Raw genomic sequence first — 24,563 nt, 5'->3', positions numbered from 1 at the left:
CGTTTCACGCTCGCTTTCATTTGGTAGTCGGCAGATCCTGATTGTACTGCCGGTCGAACAAAACAAAGCAGTGCTGCCCGCAAAGCTCCGCCGCTGGAAAAATTTCCAACCCACTGAGACAGCAGACAGCACCGTTTTTTATTCTACGATACCGACTGTCCGGATTTCGTAAGGATTCAAAACATCAAGAACGGTGTCTGCTTGTTCTTCCTCCAGTAAGTTTAACAGATGCAACTCTTTGGCACCATCCTTCTTGACAGAAATCGGTGTCGTTTCAGCCGCCAGATTGTAGCCTCGCAAAACTGCAATCTCATCTTCCCGGCGACGTTTCAAAGCAGTAATCGCAAAAGTTGCTCCTTCAACAGCCACATAGGTTTTAACCGCTGGCAGCTGACCTTCGTGGCGGCCAGTTTGTCGGGCAGTTAGCGGTACTTGCAAGGCTTGTGCCCGCTTGTAAGTTTCGTAACGAGTCTCAGGAGCACCGTGGAATGCAATCCCGTAATTGAACGTATGGCGACCCAAGCACTGCGCTTCTGGTGTCGCAAACCAACCCCAGTCACCTAATTCACCCGTACAACGCAACAGCGTCAAGGCAATGGTATCCTCTACGATTTCATATTCATTCAATCCATAGTTGTTCACTGTCACACCGAAATTGTCATCGTGCAAATTGACAAATGCGTGTTGATGCTGCGGATTGGTTGGGTTTTGCCAGTGGGAAGATACTTTGTTTGGTCGAGTCACCGCTTCAAAAATGCTGTCAGCTTCATGGGTATTGACAGCTAAAGTCGTTGGGAACAAGGCCCGCAGGCGATGGTCTTTGGCTTGATTGTCCACTGTTGTTTCAAACTGCACATCAGCATTTTGACGATCAATTGTAATCAGTGTTTCGATAGTGAAAGGAATCAGTTGTTCAGAGCGCCCTGCTTTACGGAAACGGAAATCAATGACCGCCTTTTGTTCTTCTTCCAACAGGTGATCAGCTGACGCCGGAATCATCATTTGGCTGCTCAAACGAACTACACCCCGCAGGTCACTGTTTTCCACAATCTCTACCGTGTGAGGAAAATCAGTTGACAACAGTGCTTTGTCCCCTTCTGGCGCTTTAAAAATATACTCATTCGCGATATCCCCGATGTTTTCAAAGACCAACAAGCCGTCCAACTGACGAGCCAGCTTTTTGTCCAGTACAGACAAGGAACCATCTGCTTTGATCTCAGCTTTGACAAAGTCATTTTCCAGGATACGGCCGTCAGCTTTCACCAAAGCATCCCCCGCAGTCCGAGCCGGACCTTCTACCAATGCAAAAGTTTCCCAGCTAAAAGGCGCCAACTCACTGACTTCAACCGCCACATTCACGAAGCGTTCCATATAAGGAATCCGGAAACGATCTTTTGGCAGATCATAATCAAAATGAACGTCTTCTGCACTGATTTCAGCTGCAACGACTTCCCCTTTTTGATTGACTACATGGTAAGTTTTCGGTGCCAGTTCTTTCAAGGCTTTGTACAAACGTCCTGGTACGCCTTCAGCAAAGGTCTTGCGCTCCAATTCGACTTCCAAAGTAGCCAAGCCACTGCGGACAGTGCCCCCTGTATTGAAGACGACAAATGGTTTGCTGCCTTCAGGAAAAGCGCTTGTATCAATTGCAGCAGTTAATTGCGCTACCGCTTCGTCTGCAACATATTTACCGACTTCGTTTGCTTTTTCAAAACGAGGCATCATTTCCCGGTGAACTTCATCGACAGAACAGCCGCAGATACTGTCATGAGGATGGTTTTGCATCAAGGTTTTCCAAGCATAGTCCAATTGATCATGAGGGTAAGTTCCCGTCACTTCATAAGCCATTGTAGCTAATGGTTCTGCAATATTTTCCAATTGGCGGGAAACCCGGGTATTCCATTGTTTCAAATACACACGAGAAGATGCCGTGTTAGCCAATGTATACCAACCATCTGTTTCTTGGCTGGTTAATTCGCCATACATCGTTCCCAAATCCTCTGGCAGATCATTTTCTACTGCATCCAAGTATTCCATAAAGCTGGAGTGGACAAATTCATAGTCTGGGAACAATTGGTTGGCCAATGCAATCGCTTTGGTCACATCTTTTTGAACCGGCTGGTGATCCACCCCGTTCATCATCAACAGATTACCGGTAGATGCAAATTTTTCAGCATCCGCCAATTTTTGGTTCCAGAATTTTTTCGCCGCTTCTTCTTCAGCAGGAATTTCGTTGCCGTTTGAATACCAGTTGGCAAACAACAGGCCAAAGATCTGGCTCTTGTCAGGGCCTTCCCAATTCATCTCAGAATATTGTGAAGTGAACTTATCATCTTCCAAGACTTCATTATCAAATCCGATTGGCTTCACACCACGACCGTATGCCGCCGCCTTCAAATTGGCTTGTAACATCATTTGTGGTGTTTGCCCCATATTTCCGAAGGTATCTGGGAAGTAGCCTAATGCTACCGGTGTGCCCCATTTTTTGGATTCTTGCATGCCGATCAACATGTTGCGGGTGTTGGATTCTGAGCTGGTCAAAAAATCATCCTGCAAAATGTAGAATGGGCCAATTTGCAATTTGCCTTCGTCGATTGCTTTTTGGACAGCTGCCCGTTTTTCAGGACGAACTTGCAGATAGTCGTCTAAAATGATGGTTTGTCCATCCAGATGGAAGCTGTGGAAATTTGGATCTGTTTCAAAGAGTTCCAACAGATCATCCATCAGTTCGACCAAACGCATATGATGCTGTTCGTAAGCCATATACCATTCCCGATCCCAGTGACTGTGGGAGATGATGAAAACTTTTTTCTTAGTCATTGCTCTTTTCCCCTTATCTTGTCTTGTTCATTCATTATCAGCGGCAGCTACCCCGAAGCTTTCGTAAAAAGGCCCAGAGCAGCTATCCTAGTTCACTTGTCTATTTTTCTACGCGGATGTCGAAGTAATCCATCACCAGTTCACAGAACATCATGTTGGCCCAAGAGAACCATTCCCGTGTGTAATTGTCAGGATTGTCCACATCAAAACCTTCATGCATCAAATGTGTTCCGGCATCAGTAGCTACCAACTGGTTCAAGATGCGTTCTTTTTCTGCCTTGTCGTCGGTGGTCATGCCTTCCATCGCCATAGCAATCGGCCAAACATAGTTTTCCGGCGTGTGGGAAGAACCGATGCCTTTAGCGAATTCTCCTTCATAATAGAAAGGATTTTCTTTACTTAATAGCGTTTTACGAGTCCGCAGATAGCGTTCATCATGGATATCTCCGTAGCCCAAATAGGGAGCGGAAATCAAGTTTGGTACGTTGCTGTCGTCTTGAATCGTAGCATTGCCCATGCCGTCGACTTCGTAAGCATAAATGTCTTCGCCCGCAGCATTTTTCGTGCGGCCGTGGGCTTGAATACCCGCTTCAATCTCAGTTTTCAGCTTGCCAGCTTGGGCAACGATTTCTTCATCAGACAACACACCGCTGAAGATTTCTTCAATGTAGCCCAAAGCAACGACAGCAAACATATTGGAAGGAACCAAGTAGCCATAGATACAGCGGTCATCAGAAGGACGGAAGCCTGACCAAGTCATACCACAAGGAGCCACGGCTGCGCCACGTCCCTCATTGATCAAGGTATCTTCTTCCCGCCAAGTATCGCGAACAAAATTATAAGGTGATTGATTGTGGTCTTGTTCCGTTTCAAAGACCTGCAGAATCTTTTTCACACCGTTGACGAAATCTTCATTGAATTGATCTGTGCGACCTGTATTTTTATAAAGCAGGTAAGCCAATTGAACCGGATAGCATAAAGAGTCAATTTCGTATTTGCGTTCCCAGATCCAGCCGTTCATTTCTGTGTGGTCATCTTGATGGCCGGCACCATTGTCTTCTTCGTTAAAGGCATTCGCGTATGGGTCGATGTTGATATAGAAGAACTGTTTTTTTACCAGACCGGAAATCATCGCCGCCAAGTCTTCGTCTTCTTTAGCAATCACCAGATACGGACGAACTTGTGCAGTGGAATCCCGCAACCACATTGCCGGAATATCACCGGTCAAAAGGAAAGTCGTGCCGTCTTCGTGCCGTTTAACAGTAGTCAACAGTGTATTCGCAAAGGCCGCGTTGAAGTTCACTGCCCAGTCAGCATGGTTTTCCCCACATTTTGCTGTAATGTCATCCATGAATTTTTGAACTGATGTTGGTATGTCTTTATAAGCCATTATTTTGCTCCTTCGCTAATTTGATATATCAATACAAGGTGATTATAACAGGTTCAGCGGGTTTGTCCACGCTTTCAAATGAATTTCTAATGATTTTTTTCTGGCGAACTATGCTATTATACAAATATGATATATCATTTAAGAAAGGAGCCTGCCAGTGAGTCTGCCATTATATATGAAGATCTTAACTGATCTCAAACAACAGATCCTAAATGGTCAGCTGACCGCCGGGGCCAAACTCCCCACTGAAAAAGAACTTTCCGAAAGTTATAGTGTTTCTCGGATCACTTCAAAACGAGCCTTAACAGAATTGGAACAAGACGGGCTGATTTATCGGGTGCGAGGCAAGGGCAGTTTTGTCAAAGCCGCGCACACTTCTGAGAGCAGCACTTCGACAGCTGCTAATGACAAACCCAAACGAATTCTTTTCGTTTTACCCTTTGTCAACGACTTGTCAGTAGGCAACTTTAATGAAGGCTTGGCACCGGTCATGGCGGAAAACCACACTGATGTGATGATGGTAGCCCTTGACTTTTTGGCCAACAAAACTGCCGCCGAAGTCATGGCAGAATTTGACGGCATGATTTATTACGTCAACGATATCGATCAATACCTTGATCTCTTATTGGAACTTTCCCTCAGTCAGTTTCCAGTAATTTTATTGGATAAAAAGCTCTATGATCTGCCTTATCCTGCGGTCTTGTCCGACAACGTGGATGGCGGACGCCAAGCTACCAAAGCGCTGATTGCAGAAGGGCATCGCCACATTGCTTATCTGTTTTGGGATGTTCAGCACCCCCAATCCGTCCGGCAACGTTACTTGGGCTATATTCAGGAATTAAAAGAGGCTGGTCTGAGCTTCCACACATCAATGGACGACCAGACCGCCAATGCCAAAATGCTGACCCGCTACTTAGCCGCTCACCCGGAAATCACAGCATTGATCTGTGAAAACGACTTAGTGGCCATTGATGCGATGCGTCAGATTCGACAAGCTGGTAAAACCGTTCCAGATGATTACTCCATTATCGGATTTGACGACATTCAGGCAGCTGCATTGGTAGATCCGCCGCTGACCACTGTTGCCCAGAACTTCAAAGAGCTGGGAGCAACGGCGGGCCGTGCTTTGTTGGAACAACTGCAACAAAATGCGATTCCCACTGACGCATTGATTCCAGTCACCTTGGTAAAACGCCGTTCAACGCGCCAAATCCACTAACTCTACACTATAATTGTCAGATCTGCCCTCACTGAAGTCTTTGGATAGATTTTTGTACTTTCTAAAGAAAAAACTGGTATATGACTTGCCACTGGCTGATGTAAAACGGAAAAACACTCGACTTTCCCTTTTTCAAGAAACAGCTAACTAATTTGATCCTGACATAATGCAGCCGCTTTTTTGGCTGTTTGCAAAACTATATCTTAATCTATTACACTGCGCGATTTTAAAAGACGCACACAAAGGAGATTGACCATGCATCCACAAATGATTGACACTCGTTTTGGTACCGCCAACCAACACAGCTTTTCTCACGGCAACTGTTTGCCTTATACCGGAGTTCCCTTTGGTATGAACTACTTTGCACCTCAGACGACCGATCAAAAAGGCAGTTGGTGGTTTCATCCGGAAGACCGGACTTTCCAAGGTTACCGGCTGACCCATCAACCAAGTCCCTGGATGGGCGATTACAGTCATCTGCTGCTGGCTCCAGTCAGCGGTCCATTAACAGAAATGAGCCTGTTTGCTGCCCAAAGCTCCTATCGTCCGGAAGAGGCAATCTTTGAACCTTCCCAACTGGCGGTTACGCAATTGCGCTACCAAGCTTTTTCCCGCTTGATTCCTACTATGTATGGCGCAATACTGGACGTGGACTACCGGCAAAAAGACAACGGCCTTTTGCTGCAACTGCCAGGACGATTTGAACTCACCATCACCGATACACACCATGCAGAAGGCTGGCTAATCAACTTTTCCGGTTGTGAAGATCCCGATTTTAAAATGTATTTTGCGCTGGAATTCGATGCACCGCTGAGTAATGCCCTTGAAACCATTACCGGTGAAGATGGCTTGATCCGCTTTGATTTCGCCGCAGCTGATCATTTGACTGCTAAACTCGGAACGTCATTTATTGACCTTACCTTTGCCCGTCGCAATCTGAAACAAGACGTCAATGGTACTCCAGAGGAACTGCTGACTGCCAGTCGCAAACAATGGCGCAACTACTTGGAACGAATCAAAATCACAACTCACGATTCCAAGCATCGGGAAACTTTTTATCATAACTTTTATCGTTGCTTTTTGTTCCCACAAACCTTTTATGAACTAGATGACCAAGCAACGCCCGTCCACTACGATACCCTCAGCCGCAGCGTTAAAGCCGGTGTCCTTTACACGAACAACGGCTTCTGGGATACTTTCCGAACGGTTTATCCACTGTACACCCTGATTGCTCAAGACAAACTCGGGGAAATGCTAGAAGGTTTTTTGAACAGTTATCGAGATGCCGGCTTTTTGCCAAAATGGTTGTCACCAGATGAACGAGGCTTGATGCCTGGTACGCTGATTGATGGAGTTATCGCTGACGCCGCTGCCAAAGGGATTCGGCTAGATTTAATGCCCGAATTATTGGAAGCAATGAAAAAATCAGCGACAATCCAAAGCGACAATCCCAATTATGGCCGCCAAGGAACCGCAGATTACCTGCACTATGGCTATGTACCATTGGATCATCACGAATCCGTGAACCACACCTTGGATTACGCGTATAGCGATTATTGTATCAGCCGGGTGGCAGAAGTCATCGGCGACAGCGAGACCGCAGCCTTCTATCAAAAACAAGCGTTGAATTACCACAATATTTTTGATCCAGAGACTGGTTTTATGCGGGCAAAAGACAAACAAGGCAACTTCCGCGAAGACTTCCTGCCAACTCGTTGGGGGAAAGACTACGCAGAAGGCAGCGCTTGGCAAACCAGTTTCTCGGTCTTCCAAGATTTCCAAGGGTTGATCACTGCTCATGGCGGTAACGATCCTTTCGAAGCCAAACTGGTAGAGCTTTTCAATCAGGAACCGGCCTATGAAGTGATGGGCTACGGTTTTGAAATCCATGAAATGAGCGAAATGGCCGCCATCGAATTTGGTCAGTTTGCCATCTCCAATCAACCAAGCTTCCATTATCCGTATCTAGCCAGCTACATCGGCAAACCACAAATGACACAGCCATTAATCAAACAAACCTTGCAAGAATGTTTCAATACTGGCTTTAACGGCTACCCGGGCGATGAAGACAACGGCACGATGGCTGCTTGGTACATCTTCAATAGCCTTGGTTTTTATCCGGTGACGTCAGGTGCCGGTGAGTACGTAATCGGTATGCCATTAGTAGAAACTGCCACAATTCATTTGGCAAACGGCCGACTTCTGACAATCGACGCCGGTCACAATCAGCCGCAACACCTGTTCCTACAAGACGTATTGCGCAACCACAGCGAACACAGTGAAATGTTCTTCACTCATGAGGATTTGCTGACTGGTGGCGAAATCCAATACCGTTTAGGTTTGGTACCGGCAGTGAAAACCTACAGTAAAGCAGATTATCCATTTTCGTTGAGTAAATAATAGTTGCCCTTCAATTGGCTGTTAGACATGCTTTGTAGAGATAAAATAAAAAAAGATCAGCAGCAATGTGTTATCTGCCGCTGATCTTTTTTTGTTCCGCAAGAATATCGCTGGAAATCCCCACAAAAAAACAAGCCAGTCGCAACGATAGTGATCGTTACAGCTGGCTTGTCAGTTGTCTTTTGTTCCTTTTTTACGTTTTTTTACCGCTTCGGTCAACAGATACTCAATCTGGCCGTTGATACTACGAAACTCATCTTCCGCCCACCCGGCCAATTCTTCATATAACTCGCCGGAAAGTCGAAGGGGCAGCTGTTTTTTCGGTTTTTTTGGTTTTTCTGTCATAGTCATCTGCCCCTCTTTCCGATTCATTTTCACAGCTCTCACGCCTCTTTTAGAAGGCTGACAACAGCCAATGCCTTTGTTACAGCACTATCAATATTACAAATACTTCACAAGATGCTGTGTTCTGCTTACTGGCTTCCAACAATAAATGCTCGCAAATGGGTTTCAGTGGTACATTCAGAAGCCCTCGAGTTTTTCAGTCATCTCTTCATTTTAATACAAGGAGCCGCTGTTGACCACTGGTTGTGCATCCCGATTGCCACACAGAACCACCATCAGATTGCTGACCATGGCAGCTTTGCGCTCTTCATCCAGATCGACAACGCTGTGCTCGTTCAGTTTTTCGATGGCCATTTCTACCATTCCGACCGCACCTTCTACAATCAGCTGGCGCGCATCCACGATAGCAGAAGCCTGTTGCCGTTGCAACATTGCTGCTGCGATTTCTGGCGCATAAGCCAGATGGGTGATCTTGGCTTCGATGATTTCGATACCGGCGACATTCACCTTACTTTGGATTTCTTCGGCCAGTTTTTGGCTGACTTCCAGACTGGAACCCCGCAGACTTTTTTCGTTGGCATCCTCATCGTCGGTGGCATCATATGGATACAGCCGCACGATATTTCGTAGTGCTGAATCCGATTGAATGGACAGGTAATCCATGTAATTGTCGACATCGAACATGGCTTTAGCTGTATCCTTCACTCGCCAGATAACGACAATTCCGATAATGATCGGGTTACCTAATTTGTCATTAATTTTTTGTTTGTTGTTGCTCAGAGCCATGGTTTTCAATGAGAGACGCTTTTTAGCCAGTCCGGCAGCTGCTGTTTTAGCCACGCCCGCTAGACTTTCAGAGTCTTCTGTTGCCGGTACGTCACTGTTTCCTGATTTAGGGACGGCCACTGCCATCATGAAAGGATTGACGAAATAAAAGCCAGCGCCTTTCAACGTACCGACATATTTCCCAAATAGGGTCATCACCAGCGCTTCATTCGGATGAACGATTTTCAATCCGGCAAACAGTAACCATACAGGCAATGCCCAATAAAAAATCGCAATACCCATCAAGATACCACCAAAGGCCCCGCCTGTATCTTCAAGTGAAATAATCCCCCAGACAAATAGCACGATAGACGCGAGGATTCCCAAGAGATTTAAGATTAGAATCGGCATGCCTTTCTTGGCTTTCAAAATAACTTCTTGGGTCGCTTCTTTTACTACCACTTTTTCATTTTCCATTTTTCAGCCCTCCATCATTTGATATCATTTTGATATCATATAGAATACAGATTCATCTTACGCCCACAGAAGCACGCCGTCAAGTAAATTCAAGTCAGAGAGTCGCGCTTTCTTTTTGCTAAACAAAAAACTACCGACTTGCAGGATTCAGCAAAGTCGGTAGGATAAAATTTATTATTTTTCTGAACTAAGAGTGAACATCAGCTATTTCTTACCATCAGTTCTTATGAATAAACTGCAAACCTGCTGCGCTTAACGTCTGATAATTAGGACCCGCGGGTGAAGCAAAGCCCATTCCGCCTTGTGAAAAGGTAAATGTGCCATCACTGTTGACGGATTCCACATAGCCCACATGACCATACTGCGCGCTTGCGCCTTGCTGTCCGGCGGCGAATACGACGACGGCACCGGCTTCTGGCGAGCTATCCACACGGTAGCCATCGGCAGCTGCTGAGTAAGCCCAGTCAGCCCCATTGCCCCAATAAGTGCCTACCCAAGGCGCCACCGTTTTAACATACCACGTACATTGTCCCCAAGAATAAGCATTCCCTGAGTCTGAGTGATCGATTCCTCGTGGTTGATTTGCAGCAGCTTCAGCGGCCGCCTTTAAAGCAGCGGCTTCTTCTTGCTTTGCTTTTTCGGCAGCAGCTTTTTCCTCTTGCTGCTTTTGCGCTTCTAATTTTTTCAATTCCTCTTGTTTAGTGGTGAGTTTCTTTTGGTCGGCTGTTGTCTTTTCAATCAGGTCTTCTTGTTTTTCAGTCAGCTCTTTGAAGCTCTTTTCGGCGCGATTGCTGGCGGTACGGCTGGCGGCTTCATTCGTTCGTTTTTCTGCCAGCTGTACATTCAGTTCTTGCACAGTTTCTTCCAGCTCTTTTTTGCGGGCAGTTGTTAACGCATAGTCGGCTGAATTGACGTTGGCAGTTTGATAGACCGCATTGGCTGTATTTAACAGCTTTTGGGCCTCCGCCAATTCCTTCGCTGCCTGTTTTGTAGCTTCAGAGGCTGCTTGTGAGCGCTGCTTCGTTGTTGAAACATTGGCTGCTTGTTGTTCTATGCGCTTTGACAAGTCCTCTGTCTGATTTTTATTATCTTTTAAAACTGTTTCAGTCTTTGTGATAGTGTTCTTAGTATCGGCGATTTTATTTGTCGTTTCAGAGGCAAATACTGGTGTCGTCATCAAAGCTGCGGCTGTTGCCAGTGTCATGAATACTGTCTTCTTAAATTTCAAAAAATGTCCCCGTTTCCTATTTTTTTCGTAGGAACAATTTAGCACGGGAAATCATGAAGCGGATGACGAGAGCCTTACAGTTACATATCAAATTTCGCCAAAAGCGGTTTTCAAACGACAAAAGTTACAGTGATTTTGCAAAAATACGGGAATGTTGCAAAAACTAAAATTTTTTCTAAAGAGTGTTTAAGAATTTCTTTGTTGAAAATGGCAGCTCCTACAAAATAAGATCGGCAACTTGGAGAAAAAAGTCGCTGATCTTATTTAGCTATTTTTTGTGTAGCCAACACACGTATTTATTTTATCCACAAAAAATGTCGGAACATGGCAATCTTTTTAAAAATCGCATCTGTTTGACACTCACTTTCCAGTCGAAACATGTTTTCCTGCCAGTCTTCCGTGAATTTGATTTCCGAATTTTGGGAGAGTCCATAAAACATCCGAATCCCATAATCGCCAGTAACCGCAGTATCTTTTTCATCCAGCCAGTCCAGCAGCCACTCGTTGGTATAGTCTATGACTTTTCCGAAATTCACAGACTGACCGGCTTTTCCTTGCAGCTCAGCCAAAGCTTGGGCCGGATCATCCCGCAACACCGCGTTAACCATGATACGGCCACGGGGGTTGTGCTTCACAAGCGAAAAATGGCCGCCAGGAACTAACAAGTTCCACAAAAAGTCCAATATTTCGTTGCGATCCTCCACATACTCCAACACGTTATGGAGTAAGATCAGATCATATTGTTCATGCTGCAGCGGAATTTTCACCTCAGCAAAATCACCGCTGAGAAATCGGTAGTTAGCCGTTTGATAGCGATGAGCGGCGATTTCACGGTTGGGTTCATAAGCGGTCACTTGATGTCCAGCTGCTGCTAGATACGCAGCCGTTTTACAAAAACCGGCACCAAAGTCTAGTACCTTCAGCGGTTCTACTGCGCCGAGGTCGGCTTGATCCAACTGTTGCCACAATAGCCGGTAAAATAATTTTCCCCAGGGCATTTCATCGACTTCTTTAAAATAAGCTTCTACATTGACGGTCATGAGCGGTCCTCCAAAGCGATGATTTCGATTGCGGTCAAGGGTCGATAGTCCCCCAGTTCCAGTGCGGGATCCAACGCCAATTTTCCGATACGCAGGCGTTTTAGATAAGTTACTTCTTTACCGACGGCTGCTACCATGCGCTTCACCTGATGGAATTTGCCCTCATGAAGAATCAGTCGGATGTCACTAGTTGCTGCCTCTTGATCTACCGATAAAATGGTTAACTCTGCCGGTAGTGTTTTTTCTCCACCGTCAATCGTCAGTCCGGCGGCAAATTTTGTTACATCTTCTGCTGTCATAATGCCGTCAACTTTTGCATAGTATTCTTTGTCTACATGTTTTTTGGGTGACAACAGGCGGTGGGCCAGCGCGCCGTCATTGGCTAATAGCATAAAGCCTTCCGTATCTTTGTCCAAGCGCCCCACTGGAAAAAGATCTTCTCGGTAGTCTTCATCTGCCAAAAGATCCACTACCGTCTCTTCATAATCATCCACCGTCGCCGAAATCACGCCAGCCGGTTTATTCATCATATAGTAGAAATATTTCTGGTAGATCACCGGTTCGCCGTCAAAGCGAATGTCGTCTTTGTTTTCCTCCACTTGAGTTTTGTCGGATTTGACCAGGGTTCCATTGACTGTCACTAAACCTTTTTTGATAAAAGTTTTGACCTCTTTGCGGCTGCCCAAAGCCATATCTGCTAAAAATTTATCCAATCGCATGTCGTCGGATCACTCCTATCGCTTTTCTTTTGAACCATAACCACAGCACACTGTTACGCATTTTCTCATAGTCTCATCGGTTACAGCTATTTTCTGCATTATAACACGACAGCAATCGGCTTTTCCCGGATACCAAATAGCCCGCTGCTGATTTTTTTGCATACCCCTGTGAAAAAGTTCCTCACGCAAGTCTCACAAAACTTCCTATACTAATCACATAGCAGCGATCAAGCGGAGCGCTCTAAAAGGTTACTTTTGGATTCATCCCAGTCGCTGCATTCAATCAATTAGGAGGACAACCTATGGACTATCATAACAAAACCATCTCACAAACATTGAAACATTTTGATACCTCTGCCAAAGGACTTAATCAAAAGCAACGTAAAAAGCGGTTGGAAAAATTCGGCGCAAACAAATTGAAAGAAAAAGCACCACAACCGCTTTGGAAAAAAATCGGCAAACACTTTATCGACTTGCTGATGATCGTCTTGATGGCAGCCGCCATACTAAAAGGAATCACCGGCGACTACGTGGAAATGGGCATCATCTTGGCGGTGGTAGTCATTAACGGGTTAATTGGCTACCTTCAAGAAAGAAAAGCCGAAAGTTCCTTGAACAGCTTGAAACAGATGATGGCACAAACCGCTGATATCCTCATGGACGGGCATCGAAAGAAGATTGCCGCTGAAGAGTTGGTTCCCGGGGATCTGCTGCTCTTGCAAAGCGGCGATATTTTACCGGCAGATGTCAGATTAATGGAAAGCCACGATCTGGTCGTTGAAGAAGCCGTTCTCACTGGTGAATCACTGCCGGTAGCCAAAAGCACGTCCCTTGTGGACAGCTCTGCTGCTCTGGGAGATCGCCTCAACCTGGCATTTTCCGGGACGCAGGTTCAATCCGGCTCGGCAATAGGTATCGTAACCGCTACCGGTGATCAGACAGAAATCGGCAAAATCAACCAAGCTCTGCAGTCGGTTAAACCACAAACGACGCCATTAATTCGCAAAATGAACCAATTGAATCAGCAAATCTTTAAAGGCCTGATGCTCTTCATCCTCTTTCTCGTCTTCTTCACCACATTACGCTACGGCTTGGAAGCCAATCTGTTGCTGTCAGCGGTCATCGCATTGATTGTCGCTGTCGTTCCTGAAGGCTTGCCCGCCGTTCTGACCATGATTTTATCGCTGGGTGTCAAAGAAATGTCAGACCAAAAAGCCATCGTAAAAAGCATGCCCGCCGTTGAAACATTGGGCTCCATGACAGTGATTTGCTCAGATAAAACAGGTACGCTAACGAAAAATGAAATGACCGTAAAGCAAGTAATTCTACCGGAAAAGTCAAAAAATGATGCCGCAGCTTCATCAGAATTATTGCACTTAATCATGAACAACTGCCAAGATTTACGGACAAGCGATACCCAAAAGGTCAGCGATCTCAAAGGAAACCCCACTGAATTAGCCGTATTGCGTCATGTCCACCAGTACCAAGCGCCAAAACTAGCCAAGCTGCAGCAGTTGCCCTTTCATTCCCGCCACAAATACATGGCAACCACCCATTTGGTAAACAACCAACTGATGCTTTTTGTCAAAGGGGCGCCAGAAGTTCTTTTGGATCGAGCAAACCTCACAACAGAGGAAAAGAACTACTGGGAGCAGGCAATCACCGCAGCAGCCAAACAAGGTCAGCGGGTATTGGCCTTTGCCGCAAAAGAAATCAATACTGAGGCCATCCGCCATGAAGACATTTCTGATTTAAAAATCAGCGGCTTGGCAGGAATCATCGATCCGCCGAAAGAGTCAGCGATTGCCGCTATCGCAAAATGCCATCAAGCTGGCATCACCGTAAAAATGATTACTGGTGACCACAAAGATACCGCCCGTGCCATCGGAGCACAGATTGGTCTAAAACATAGCGAAACGGTTGTGGAAGGCCGTGAAATCGAAAACTTCTCAGACGAAGAACTCCAACAGGCTGTCAAAAAAACCGACATCTTTGCCCGCACCACACCAGAACATAAATTGCGAATCGTGGCCGCTTTGCAACAACAAGGAGAAATCGTAGGGATGACCGGCGACGGCGTCAATGATGCCCCCGCACTGAAAAAGGCTGATATCGGTATTGCCATGGGTATCAAAGGTAGTGAGGTCACAAAAGAAGCAGCAGATATGGTCTTGGCGGATGATAATTTTGCAACAATCGCTGCCGCGGTGAAAGAAGGCCGTCGCATCTTTGACAATCTGAAAAAGACAATCAATTTCTTTCTGCCTACTTCACTAGCACAAGGGCTGTTGGTCATCTTCGCATTACTCACAGATCGACCCTTGCCACTGACACCCGTCCAGATTCTCTGGGTCAACATGGTCACTACAGTCACATTATCTTATGCACTGGGCTTTGAAAAGGCTCATCCAGAGATTATGGAACGCTCACCGAGAAACCCAAATGAGAAGATTCTCTCGCCTCATAGTCTGTTTCGAATTCTCTTTGTTAGTTTGTTAATCACTATTCCGGCTTACCTGTTGAGTTCACAAGCGACCGATCCGCAAGTTGCACGAACACTCTTACTACAAAGTATTGTTGTAAGTCAAGCTTTCTATATGATTAACTGTCGAGAACTTTCCGACATGCCATTGAATAAAAGCCTGCTGCAAAATAAAGCTATCTGGTTGTCCTTAGGTGCGTTAGTGCTCATTCAAGGTTCACTTTTTCTATTACCTTTCATGCAAAACATGATTGGTACTGCTTCTTTAAATGCGGCACAACATATCGCTGTTTTCTTGGCTGCAACCCTTGTCTTTATATTGATAGAGTTGGAGAAAAAAGCAGTCAAAGCATTGGCTCGTCGCACACGAAGTCGAACTGCTTAACGTCACAGGACTCAGCTATCAGCAAGAATGGCTATGTGACACCTGATAGCCTTACAGACCAAGTATCAAACCGGCAAGTTATGAAAAGAAACAGCCACCACCAATTTTTGTTTGGTAGTGACTGTTTCTTTTAATTGTACATCGATACTAGCATTCCATCGCACCACGATGATTGGCCTGTCAGCCGGCTCTGGAGTCTTCGGACAAATTGTTTTAATTTCAGTCCAGATATAGCACTGGCAAGAAGCGCAATTGAGATTTCAGTGACGGTCTACTTTTGTCTTCTCTCATTGGTTTATATATACTGCTTGCGGACCAATTTTTCAAATTGCTGCAGCTCATTAGCGGTTGGAATGGTCGATAAATACACAATTTGCCCGCTGCACTCAAAATTAATTGGTAAATTCGACAAAATAATGTTTTCACTGCCAAGTGTCATTTTTTCCAATTCTTCCAAGCTGATTTCATTCAGCTCTACTCGCCTTCCCGCCAAATCTTGCAGTTCTTGCAATAAAAATTGCTTCCAGGCGGGTTCTCCTTGATAGACTAAAAAGGCTTTAACTGGTTGGGGATTCAGCCGCGCTCGTGCTGTTTGGACCAACAGTACCAGGTTGCTGACTGCATGATCAGAAACACTTTCAATCCCCGCCATTCCTTCTGTCGCCAAGGTTTCTTGAATGCTCTCAAATAGCTGCGGGTAGCGTCTACGACAGACTGTCAACACCTCGGCGTATTCCATCAAAAACTTATCCGATAAGGTTTTGGACTCATAATACTTTACTTGAAACAAAACAAGGTCCTCGAGTAGTTCTGAATCTTGTGTGATACTAAAGGGCATACCTAGCCTTGTCAGGAAGTCTTTCGCCGACTTGAACAGATGAGGGTAAGCTTTTCTCAACAGCTCTGATACTTCCGGTGACAACAGATAACTCCAACTTTCCAAAAAACAGAAAAAGGCAAAGAAACTTTCATCTGCTGACAGGTTGATCCCTTCTTTTCGATACAAGTCTTTTAAAGCGGCCAGATAATCAGCAAACAAAACATCTTCTTCGTAGGCTAACGTTTCGACACGGCAACCGGCTTTGATTCGGATCGTATTGATGAAAAACCAGCAGATTCCAAAAATCTTCTCGGTGGTGACGGCTAAACCTTGCCGCTGCAAGCCTCTGAGAAAGTCGTGATAATTACTTTCATGAACCCCATAGTCCTCAAAAAAGAAGTGTTGATGGGTAAATGGAACTAGGAGCCGATGATAAAAGAGCCGAATTGCTGTTTCCTCACCGCCCCAAGAAATTTCGCTGCGATCCAATAAAATCTTCAGCTGAAAGTTCTGCAATGCAGCGTTCATCTTAGTTACCTGCTTCTTGAGAACATCGTAAGAAAGCCCCTGCTCTCTCAAAAAAGTCGGCACGGCAATCTTTTTTTTCAACAATAAGGCTTGTAATACCACCATTGACAAGGATTGCTGCATGTAAATGTCCCAGATTTCTTGAATACCTTCTGTCGCACTGGTCTTCAAAAAAACGCCGTTGCTGCCATCTGAGTCCAACTCCCAATCCTTTGGCAGTTCCAGCCGGAGACTCTGGAGATCGTTGAAAACCGTTCGCTGAGAAACCGCCATTTTTTGCGCCAATTCTTTGGTAGTTACCAGCGGAGAGTTGATTAACGTCTCCAAGATTGTGATTTTGCGCCTCACCTCTTTTTCTGCAATCATCTGCTTTGCCAATGTAAACAAGTTATCATCTCCTTGAATATCCCTCATGGGTGAAGGCTGCCACAGAAATAAACCGCTTTTTCGTCTCTGGCATTCTCCCTAATCTTGTTTTATAATCATTTATGCTATTGTACCACGGGATATTTTTCCACCTGACAGTCTAAAAAGAAATCCTTCAAAAAACACCTCAGGAGATCAACTGCTACTGCCGGCAGTTGTGTTGTTCAGAAAGCAGGAAGACCCATGACACGAACCTTTGCCGTCGAACTGACGACTATTTGTATGATTGAAAACCAGCAAGGAGAGATTCTGGTGCAGGATCGTAGAAAACCCGACTGGCCTGGATGGACGTTTCCCGGTGGTCACGTAGAAGCTCTCGAGTCACTCTCTGCCGCCATCATTCGTGAGATCAAGGAAGAGTGCGGACTCACCATCACCCCTCAGCTACGAGGAACTGCCGAGTGGCTCAACGATAAATCAGGTATGCGTGAGCTGGCCGGTCTCTTTTATGCCCGCACCAGCGAAGAACCACAAGCCGGTTCCGGTGAAGATGCTCTTTTTTGGATCCCCAAGGAGCAGTTGACTGGTGACAAGCTTGCCGGTACGCTGGGAGAGTTATTGCCGATTTTCTTTGGCAACGACCAATTAGGGACCTATTTCAAAGACAATTCATAAAAAGTAGACACTGTCAGGTAGTTTTTCTACCTACGCAGTGTCTACTTTTTTGCTTGATCAATACCAATTGTCATTGTGAAATCCAATCAAATAATACAAGGAGATATAGCCAAACCACACCAGCCCTAACAAACTGACCATCCACTTAGAGTACTGATACTGCCGTCGATTCATCCCAACCCCTAGAGCTAAAATAATAGCCGGCAGCAAAAAGTTTCTTAACAGGTTTCTTAGATCCGGCTCTTTGTGCCAATTTAAACCGATACTCACCAAAACGATACTCAGCTCTATCATTACAACTGTGATCATCTGCTTATTGTTTTTGACCGAAAATCGTTTCCCATCAGGCCACGATTTAAAAAGGAGGAGGATCCCAATAACCAGAAAATAGAGATTCAAAAATGACAGCAGGTTAATGACAAGCTCGCCATCACCAAACAAATTGCTGAAATCCAGCGGCATAATTATTACAAAAGACAAACTAAGCCCTAGACAGTACAGACTAAGTGAAAGGCTGTTTTTTCCTTCATTCACGCCCAGATACGCATCTTTTACAATAAGATAGCCAGACATCACTATAAAGCCAATCCATAACACCCAATAACAAAGCATAGCTTGACTGATAAATAGTGGTTTCCCCCGAAAACTTTCAATAGCTGCTACTAGAACCAGGCAGATGACCATCGACCAAAAGCCTAACATTACCCCTTGACGCCGCGCCTGCAGTTGCCGTTCATCAAATTTTTGCTTACTCATGTACCACTCCCCCTGTTACGTTTGCCACAAACGCTGTCTTTTGAAAGTCATTTTTTTTAAACCGTCTTTTTAGCTGTTGTTTTATTGCTTATCACTCTCAGTGCCAACGATAATTGTTAAATCCGATTAGATAATACAAAGTACAATAACCAAACCAAGTAAACCCTAGAAGCAATAGAAAGAAGCGGCCTTTTCGATATTTTTTGTCCATAGCAAACGGTAAAAACAGCACCATTGTAGGCAAACCCAGTCCGACAGCAATACCGGAAATATTCAGTTGCTTATCCATATTACGGATAACCGCAGCAATAAAGACAACGATTAAAAGTCCACATATCGCCCATACAGGAGCGGGAATACTTTTTCGTGCTTCCGACCAATTTGATAACGCCTTAATAAGCAGACAAATTCCTATTCCTAGCCACATGATTGACACTACAGCACTTGGATCGGCAGACACTTGCCCGTTTTCAATAAATGGATCAGCAGAAGAAAACAATCTCATAAAATAGAGGAGTCCTATGACAAAAATAACCAACGCACTCAGGCCCAAATTCTTTGATTCAGTAACACTCAAGTAAGCATCCTTAAAAATCCAATAGCCAATCGTGACAGTGATCCCTAAAACAGCCGTCGTCAGTCCCATGCTATATTGTGTTGCAAACAGTTCCTTTCCTCTGAAATCACCAATAAGCGGCAAGAGAAACAATAACGCCAGTATTGTCCAAAATCCAACAGCATAGCCTTTACGCCGCGCCTGCAGTTGCCGTTCATCAAATTTTTGCTTCATTTTCTTACTCCTCCCAAAACAGCTCATCTAAAGTCTTCCCTAAAGCTTTGCAGATCTTGACGCAGAGGTTAATTGTGGGATTGTAATCCCCTTTTTCAATTGCACCAATCGTCTGTCGGGTGACACCAATTCGATCAGCTAGTTCCGTTTGAGTTAAATCTTTTTCCACCCGAGCGGCTTTTAATTTCAGATTTTTCATAGTCCCACCTCGCAAATCTAGTGTAGCATAGGCTAAATAAAATGCAATATATGTTTAACATAGAGACTATTATTCTTTACTTTTCCCCTGCAGTCATGCGGATTCGTAAAAAACAAGTCTTGCCAATTCCATGCTAAAATACAATAAACGATAATTCTTGAAAGGAAGCTTCCCTATGACAGTCATTGAAGATTACATTGCCGCCGCTCCACAAAAAACACAGCCTCAATTAAATCAACTGTATCGCTTACTCAAAGAATTGCTGCCCACAGCAGAAGAGCGGATTCGCTATGGTATGCCCACTTTTTATGCCGGTGAGAATATCCTACATTTTACCGCTGCCAAAAAACATTTGGGCTTTTATCCAACGCCGGGACCCATTGCAGCCTTTCAAGAGGAGTTACAAGCTTTCAAAACTTCCAAAGGAGCTGTCCAGCTGCCTTATGACCAACCATTACCGGAAATACTCCTAAAAAACATGGTCCGCTATCGCCTGGCCGAATTAACGGAAAAAGGCAAGCCTTAGTTGGTAACTTTCAACTGCTCAAAAAGGATTATTGCTGAACACTAGCCAGCTAACAGCTCTAAGATACTGCCTACCAAAAGAAGTTCATCAGCCTTTGACCTGTTTGCCGATAAAAATAGAAGCAACTTCCGTTAAAGAACCGGAAGTTGCTTCTATTTGCTTATAGCTCACACCTGATCATGTTCGCTTCGAAGGACGGTGACACGCTGATTGTCACCCTCTCTTTTTATCTATTTTAAATGTAGTCTGCGGCGAATCTTGGCAGCCGCCGAACCCAATAGTTTGTCAGCTAGACGAACCTTCAATGCCATAAAGATGTAGACAGCGGCTCCAACTGCTGCCACTCCCATCACCATAACAAAGGATTGCAGCTTACTGTCGGTATTCAGGAATAGTCCTAACAGTTGGCGGGTAATAAAAGCTGCCACAACCATGACCAGACTCATCAAAAAGATCAGGACCACACGGCGGGAAGTCAAGACCCGGTCAAAGCGGGACACTTTGTAAAGCTTCCATAAGTTCAAAGAAACCACCACGCCAAACCCGATCATCGTAGAATACAGCGGGCCATAAACTTCAAACACGCGAATCATCGGATATTGGAAAATCAGTTTCACCAACAGTCCAATAGCAAAAAAGATGATTGCTGAGCCATTTTCATACATTCCCTGCAGCATACTGGAGGTCATTGTGTACAAGCCTAAAAATAGACCGGTAATGCAGGCAACGATCAACACCCGTGAACCAAGATCACTGGGCGCATAGAACAAGGTATTCAAAGGATACGCCAACAGCATCATCCCAAAAGTCGCTGGAAACATGACAAAAGCGAATAACTGTAGATTGTTGGAAATCAACTTCGACAATTCCTTTTGCTTGTTCAATGTCTTAGCCTCTGTAATTAGTGGCAAGCCAGTCAAAGCCATCGACGTTGCTAAACCGATTACCACCATTGTCAGCTTGTCGGGATTGGCACTGAAAATTGAGAAGAGCTTTTGCAATTGGGCTGCAGAGTAGGTGGTAAATCCTTGCATCGTCCGTACAAAAGTTACTTGATCGACGATTTTGAAGATTGTAATGCCGGTCCCGATGATGATGAAAGGAATGGCTTCTCTGATCGTCTCGACAATCAGTTCACGCGTATCTAACTTGATATTGTTGGCGCTGTGTTCCACCAAATAGTCCATTCGCACCCTGTTTTTTTGCAGATAGTACAAGAGTAGTGCGATACTTGCCAAAGCCCCCAGAAAGGCCGCAAAGGTCGATTGAACGACTGCTTCTTCATATTTGCCAGAACCGACTTTCATGATGAAGAAAGTCGCCAAAAGCATATAGAAGACTCGGGCCACTTGCTCTGCCAACTGGGAGATTGCATAAGGCATCATATCGTGTTGTCCTTGGAAATACCCCCGCATGACACTCATACAAGGAATCACCAGAACCGCTACACTCAACGAGCGTATCACCGGAATCAGCTCAGTCCCACCGCCAGAAATCTTAGCTAGCCAAGGCGCCATCAGATACATTACCCCGCTACAAATGGCACCAAAAATCGCCATCACCACTAGCGCATTTTTGAAAAGACGGCGGCTAGTAGCGTATTCGTTCAGGGAATTATAGTGGGCCGTCTGTTTACTGAAAGCAGCCGGAATTCCGGCAGTAGAAATCATCAGAAACAGGGCATAAAAATTGTAACCCATATTGAAAAGGGCATTTGCTTGGTATTGATCGCTGCCCAGCCAGTAAAACCAAGGAACGACATAGATTGCACCCAACAGACGGGAGCCGACATTCCCCAGCGTCAGCCAGGTAGAACCACGGGCCATCCGTTCTTCGGCGGACAGCGTTTGTTGCGGGGACTTATTTTCTGCCATGTAGATTCTCCTGCTCCATAAATTTAAACATACTAGCTTATTTTACTATATTCCCCAAAGCAAACAACAGATTTTGTGAACTTTTAATCTCTTTGAAATATGGATGAGAAAATCGCGAAGTTCTCCTGTCAACTACCCGGAGAAAAAAATGAAAAGCATTCCATAAAAAAGCGACTACAACCACGCTGCTTTTACCTGCAGACAGTTTTTCATGTAAACTTGGTTTTGCTGTCCAGCCTGCTAGAAAGCACCGGCCACCTGTCCATATTTCGTACTTTTTTTCCTTATGCTATAATAGACAGAGAATTTTGACGAAACGAGGCGTTTTGATATGGCTCTGACCCTGGAGACAGTTTACAATATTTTGCATCAGCACCATCTGTTGAAAGAATTTATTTTAGCAGATGGCTGGCATTTGGATAAAACAAAGTTGCCGGCGTTGTCCTTTGCTGCCATTTCTTACGATTCCCGCAAAGCTGATAGTGAGACGCTGTTTTTTGCCAAAGGCGCGGCCTTCAAAGAAGAATATCTGGCTGGTGCTATTGCCAAAGGATTACAGGTCTATGTGGCAGAACAACCCTATGAGGTCGCCGCTGCTTGTGGAATCATCGTCACAGATATTCGTAAAGCGATGGCCCTTTTAAGCGCCGCTTTTTATGACTATCCTCAAGACAAATTGAAGATTGCTGCCTTTACCGGAACCAAAGGGAAAACGACTACAGCCTATTTTGCCCACGGAATTTTACAAGAAACTACCGGCGGTAAATGTGCCATGTTTTCTACCATGGAAACAACCCTAGACGGCAAAAACTTTTTTAAATCACATCTGACTACACCGGAATCTTTGGATCTATTTGCCATGATGGCAAAAGCGGTGGAAAACGGCATGACACATCTGGTAATGGAGGTCTCTTCTCAAGCTTACAAACTGGATCGGGTTTATGGACTAAACTATGATGTGGGGATCTTTTTGAATATCTCGCCGGATCATATCAGCCCTATTGAGCACCCGACTTTCGACGATTACTTCTATTGCAAGCGAGAATTGATCTATCATTCAAAAGTCGCTGTTTTAGACGCTGATATGGATTATTTTCAGTTGGTCGCGGAAAGCTGTCAGTTGGCCGCAATCCCTGCATACACCTATGGGCGGAGTGCCGGTGATTATCGGATCAGCACCTCAGAGACCGATCAGCGGGAATTTTTCGTAGAAAGTCGCATTGATCCTTTGAAAATGACGGGCAATTACCGCATCAAGCTCCCGGGTGACTTCAATCAGGACAATGCTTGTGCAGCGCTGTTAGCTGCAGCTTTACTGGGGGCGGATACCGAATCGGCTTATCGAGGTTTAGCCGAAGTGAGTGTACCAGGACGGATGTTGCAGTTGCACACCGCAAACGGGGCTGTCGTCTACGTGGATTATGCCCACAACTACATCAGCCTGAAACTCTTCTTGGAATATACTCGGCAAACTCATCCTGCTGGCCGCCAGATCGTTATTCTTGGTTCTCCGGGAAACAAGGCTATCAGCCGTCGCCATGACTTTGGCGTTGTTCTGGCAGAATTGGCAGATGTGGCCGTCTTAACCGCTGACGATCCGGCATACGAAGATCCCCAAGCAATCGCAGAAGAAATCGCTGCTGCTATCGACAATCCGGCGGTAGAAATCATCTATGAGATGGATCGAGAAAAAGCCATCACTTTGGCATTAGAGCTGGCTCGTCCTGAAGATGTTGTCTTGCTAGCGGGTAAAGGCGAAGATCCCCAACAGAAAGTCAATGGCGTGGATACGCCTTATGATGGGGACTACGTCATCGCTAAACGTCTAATTGAAGCCGGAAAATAATCTTAATTCATAGCAGTTCCCCAATCAGAGGCTAATTTAAACTAGGCAATCAAAGAGGTTGCGCCAATCATTTTGCTGTCTTCCTCCAAAGTGAATATGACCAAACGTCAAATACAACGAAAAGCCAAGTCCCTCCCATTAAAGAACTGTGGAAGTGACTTGGCTTTTCATTGCTTAAAATTTCAAACGCTGACTACCTTTGATTCTATTAAGACAAATCAGTGGTATTTACTTTTCTTTACACACATGACCCAGTTCCGCTTATAAGTAACAAAAACAGATTGATTATTGCTTAATCCCAATATTTTTTAAGAATCTATATATCAATAAATTTCAATTGATTTTAAGCAGTTCAGACATTAAAAGCACACCAAAAATTCGCATACCAGAACACGTCTACCTAGTACAAATAACAAAAAATGTTTGCGTTTGATCTATCGTACTTAGATATATTCGAGATTAATTCCCTACAGTCACCTTAAACAACATTGTATCTCGCAAGCTTTCTAACTCAGACGTCGATATTTCTCAATAACTAGTTTTAATATCTCAATAATTTCAATATTTCCATCTACATATTCTTTTACTAATTTCATCGTATTTTCCGAAGGTATCATTGCTGCATCCAATGCTGCGTATGCCAAAGCAGTGTCTCGAAACTTTTCTCGCTCAATTTTCATGGCGTATTTCATATATTTCTCGTCAGCAGCCATACCCTACTGCCCCCTTAGAAGTTACTCATTCAAGTAAGTTTTGTTTTCATTCTACCTTTAAAAAGCCATGATTTTTCAGAGTGTACAAAAATGCAACAGCACAAAATAAAAGGGCTTAAAAAAACAATTACTGCCTAGTTTTCTTAAATCACCACGACTCTTCGGTACCTTCTTATAACGAAAATATCGATAATCTAATA

At 44.8% G+C, this 24,563-nt stretch carries 19 protein-coding genes; 6 read left to right on the top strand and 13 right to left on the bottom strand.

Going from position 1 to position 24,563, the window contains the following annotated elements; genetic code table 11:
- Window positions 1-138: 138 nt before the first annotated feature.
- Complete coding sequence (locus ACOMA8_RS06950; RefSeq protein WP_421369590.1) at window positions 139-2,820, bottom strand: alpha-mannosidase; 2,682 nt, start codon at window positions 2,818-2,820, stop codon at window positions 139-141.
- 100 nt (window positions 2,821-2,920) lie between these two features.
- Window positions 2,921-4,210, bottom strand: coding sequence for a glycoside hydrolase family 125 protein (locus tag ACOMA8_RS06945; RefSeq protein ID WP_161898352.1), 1,290 nt, complete (start codon window positions 4,208-4,210; stop codon window positions 2,921-2,923).
- Window positions 4,211-4,367: 157 nt separating this feature from the next.
- Between ACOMA8_RS06945 and ACOMA8_RS06940 the strand changes: the two genes are divergently transcribed.
- Both ACOMA8_RS06940 and ACOMA8_RS06935 read left to right on the top strand, forming a co-directional pair.
- A complete protein-coding gene (locus ACOMA8_RS06940; RefSeq protein WP_421369588.1) occupies window positions 4,368-5,429 on the top strand; it encodes a GntR family transcriptional regulator in 1,062 nt (353 codons plus the stop codon).
- Between the two features lie 255 nt (window positions 5,430-5,684).
- Window positions 5,685-7,829 (top strand): GH92 family glycosyl hydrolase, encoded by a 2,145-nt coding sequence (locus tag ACOMA8_RS06935; protein WP_421369587.1) that lies wholly within the window; start codon window positions 5,685-5,687, stop codon window positions 7,827-7,829.
- Window positions 7,830-8,000: 171 nt separating this feature from the next.
- Here the strand turns inward: ACOMA8_RS06935 and ACOMA8_RS06930 are convergent, their stop codons facing one another.
- The 5 genes from ACOMA8_RS06930 to ACOMA8_RS06910 all read right to left on the bottom strand — a co-directional run bounded on the left by ACOMA8_RS06930 (window position 8,001) and on the right by ACOMA8_RS06910 (window position 12,403).
- Window positions 8,001-8,174 carry a type II toxin-antitoxin system antitoxin gene (locus ACOMA8_RS06930; protein WP_161898355.1) on the bottom strand — a complete coding sequence of 58 codons (174 nt, stop codon included), beginning with the start codon at window positions 8,172-8,174 and terminating at the stop codon, window positions 8,001-8,003.
- 213 nt (window positions 8,175-8,387) lie between these two features.
- Window positions 8,388-9,416 (bottom strand): SPFH domain-containing protein, encoded by a 1,029-nt coding sequence (locus tag ACOMA8_RS06925; RefSeq protein WP_421369585.1) that lies wholly within the window; start codon window positions 9,414-9,416, stop codon window positions 8,388-8,390.
- A gap of 217 nt (window positions 9,417-9,633) precedes the next feature.
- Entirely contained in the window at window positions 9,634-10,620 is a 987-nt protein-coding gene (locus tag ACOMA8_RS06920; RefSeq protein WP_421369583.1) for a CHAP domain-containing protein, read from the bottom strand.
- Between the two features lie 320 nt (window positions 10,621-10,940).
- Window positions 10,941-11,684 carry a class I SAM-dependent methyltransferase gene (locus ACOMA8_RS06915; RefSeq protein ID WP_421369581.1) on the bottom strand — a complete coding sequence of 248 codons (744 nt, stop codon included), beginning with the start codon at window positions 11,682-11,684 and terminating at the stop codon, window positions 10,941-10,943.
- Window positions 11,681-12,403 (bottom strand): pseudouridine synthase, encoded by a 723-nt coding sequence (locus ACOMA8_RS06910; RefSeq protein WP_421369579.1) that lies wholly within the window; start codon window positions 12,401-12,403, stop codon window positions 11,681-11,683. Before ACOMA8_RS06910 ends, ACOMA8_RS06915 begins: the two co-directional genes overlap by 4 nt.
- A 302-nt stretch (window positions 12,404-12,705) precedes the next feature.
- Between ACOMA8_RS06910 and ACOMA8_RS06905 the strand changes: the two genes are divergently transcribed.
- Window positions 12,706-15,270, top strand: coding sequence for an HAD-IC family P-type ATPase (locus ACOMA8_RS06905; protein WP_421369577.1), 2,565 nt, complete (start codon window positions 12,706-12,708; stop codon window positions 15,268-15,270).
- Window positions 15,271-15,565: 295 nt separating this feature from the next.
- Here the strand turns inward: ACOMA8_RS06905 and ACOMA8_RS06900 are convergent, their stop codons facing one another.
- Window positions 15,566-17,032: a global transcriptional activator MafR gene (locus ACOMA8_RS06900; protein WP_477181483.1), complete on the bottom strand. Its 1,467-nt coding sequence runs from the start codon at window positions 17,030-17,032 to the stop codon at window positions 15,566-15,568.
- A 195-nt stretch (window positions 17,033-17,227) separates the two neighbouring features.
- Between ACOMA8_RS06900 and ACOMA8_RS06885 the strand changes: the two genes are divergently transcribed.
- Window positions 17,228-17,659 carry an 8-oxo-dGTP diphosphatase gene (locus ACOMA8_RS06885; protein WP_421369575.1) on the top strand — a complete coding sequence of 144 codons (432 nt, stop codon included), beginning with the start codon at window positions 17,228-17,230 and terminating at the stop codon, window positions 17,657-17,659.
- A gap of 57 nt (window positions 17,660-17,716) precedes the next feature.
- Here ACOMA8_RS06885 and ACOMA8_RS06880 read toward each other — a convergent pair whose 3' ends face one another.
- The 3 genes from ACOMA8_RS06880 to ACOMA8_RS06870 all read right to left on the bottom strand — a co-directional run bounded on the left by ACOMA8_RS06880 (window position 17,717) and on the right by ACOMA8_RS06870 (window position 19,404).
- Entirely contained in the window at window positions 17,717-18,415 is a 699-nt protein-coding gene (locus ACOMA8_RS06880; protein WP_421369573.1) for a hypothetical protein, read from the bottom strand.
- A gap of 97 nt (window positions 18,416-18,512) precedes the next feature.
- Window positions 18,513-19,205, bottom strand: a complete 693-nt coding sequence (locus tag ACOMA8_RS06875) for a hypothetical protein (protein WP_421369572.1) — start codon at window positions 19,203-19,205, stop codon at window positions 18,513-18,515.
- Between the two features lie 4 nt (window positions 19,206-19,209).
- Window positions 19,210-19,404 (bottom strand): helix-turn-helix transcriptional regulator, encoded by a 195-nt coding sequence (locus tag ACOMA8_RS06870; RefSeq protein WP_161898365.1) that lies wholly within the window; start codon window positions 19,402-19,404, stop codon window positions 19,210-19,212.
- Window positions 19,405-19,579: 175 nt separating this feature from the next.
- On the opposite strand from ACOMA8_RS06870, the gene ACOMA8_RS06865 reads away from it, so the two are divergent.
- The gene (locus ACOMA8_RS06865) at window positions 19,580-19,930 is read left to right on the top strand and encodes an iron chaperone (RefSeq protein WP_161898366.1); all 351 of its coding nucleotides are present in this window, start codon (window positions 19,580-19,582) and stop codon (window positions 19,928-19,930) included.
- A 230-nt stretch (window positions 19,931-20,160) separates the two neighbouring features.
- Here the strand turns inward: ACOMA8_RS06865 and ACOMA8_RS06860 are convergent, their stop codons facing one another.
- On the bottom strand, window positions 20,161-21,804 hold the full coding sequence (locus ACOMA8_RS06860; RefSeq protein WP_161898367.1) for a putative polysaccharide biosynthesis protein: 1,644 nt from the start codon (window positions 21,802-21,804) through the stop codon (window positions 20,161-20,163).
- A gap of 331 nt (window positions 21,805-22,135) precedes the next feature.
- On the opposite strand from ACOMA8_RS06860, the gene ACOMA8_RS06855 reads away from it, so the two are divergent.
- Window positions 22,136-23,650, top strand: coding sequence for a UDP-N-acetylmuramoyl-L-alanyl-D-glutamate--L-lysine ligase (locus ACOMA8_RS06855; protein WP_421369569.1), 1,515 nt, complete (start codon window positions 22,136-22,138; stop codon window positions 23,648-23,650).
- 506 nt (window positions 23,651-24,156) lie between these two features.
- Here the strand turns inward: ACOMA8_RS06855 and ACOMA8_RS06850 are convergent.
- Complete coding sequence (locus ACOMA8_RS06850; RefSeq protein WP_421369567.1) at window positions 24,157-24,363, bottom strand: hypothetical protein; 207 nt, start codon at window positions 24,361-24,363, stop codon at window positions 24,157-24,159.
- Between the last annotated feature and the right edge of the window lie 200 nt (window positions 24,364-24,563).

Source organism: Enterococcus infantis (assembly GCF_049166715.1).
In the GTDB taxonomy this organism is placed as follows: domain Bacteria; phylum Bacillota; class Bacilli; order Lactobacillales; family Enterococcaceae; genus Enterococcus_C; species Enterococcus_C leclercqii.
Note: the sequence above shows the minus strand (reverse complement) of the source record. Positions and strands in the feature narration are given on the sequence as shown.